General features: G+C 57.0%; 1 rRNA gene. It reads right to left on the bottom strand.

Going from position 1 to position 1,003, the window contains the following annotated elements:
- Positions 1–1,003, bottom strand: a 23S ribosomal RNA gene (locus LN042_RS36805); the annotation flags it as partial.

The raw sequence follows: 1,003 nt of genomic DNA on the forward strand, positions 1-1,003 counted from the left end.
CGGCTTCACGGCCTTAGCATCCAGAGGTTCACCGTTGGCGCTTCAAAGCGGGTACGGGAATATCAACCCGTTGTCCATCGACTACGCCTGTCGGCCTCGCCTTAGGTCCCGACTTACCCTGGGCAGATCAGCTTGACCCAGGAACCCTTGGTCAATCGGCGCAAGAGTTTCCCACTCTTGTATCGCTACTCATGCCTGCATTCTCACTCGTATACCGTCCACGACTCGATTCCTCGGCCGCTTCACCCGGCACACGACGCTCCCCTACCCATCACAGCAGGCGTTGGCCCTCATGCTGCAATGACACGACTTCGGTGGTGTACTTGAGCCCCGCTACATTGTCGGCGCGGAATCACTTGACCAGTGAGCTATTACGCACTCTTTCAAGGGTGGCTGCTTCTAAGCCAACCTCCTGGTTGTCTCTGCGACTCCACATCCTTTCCCACTTAGCACACGCTTAGGGACCTTAGTCGGTGTTCTGGGCTGTTTCCCTCTCGACCATGGAGCTTATCCCCCACAGTCTCACTGCCGCGCTCTCACTTACCGGCATTCGGAGTTTGGCTAAGGTCAGTAACCCGGTAAGGCCCATCGCCTATCCAGTGCTCTACCTCCGGCAAGAAACACGCGACGCTGCACCTAAATGCATTTCGGGGAGAACCAGCTATCACGGAGTTTGATTGGCCTTTCACCCCTAACCACAGGTCATCCCCCAGGTTTTCAACCCTGGTGGGTTCGGTCCTCCACACGGTCTTACCCGCGCTTCAACCTGCCCATGGCTAGATCACTCCGCTTCGGGTCTTGGGCATGCAACTGAATCGCCCTATTCGGACTCGCTTTCGCTACGGCTACCCCACACGGGTTAACCTCGCTACACACCGCAAACTCGCAGGCTCATTCTTCAAAAGGCACGCAGTCACGGCCACCGAAGTGACGACGCTCCCACGGCTTGTAGGCACACGGTTTCAGGTACTATTTCACTCCGCTCCCGCGGTACTTTTCACCA

This window comes from Kitasatospora humi, from assembly GCF_020907985.1.
GTDB lineage: Bacteria > Actinomycetota > Actinomycetes > Streptomycetales > Streptomycetaceae > Kitasatospora > Kitasatospora humi.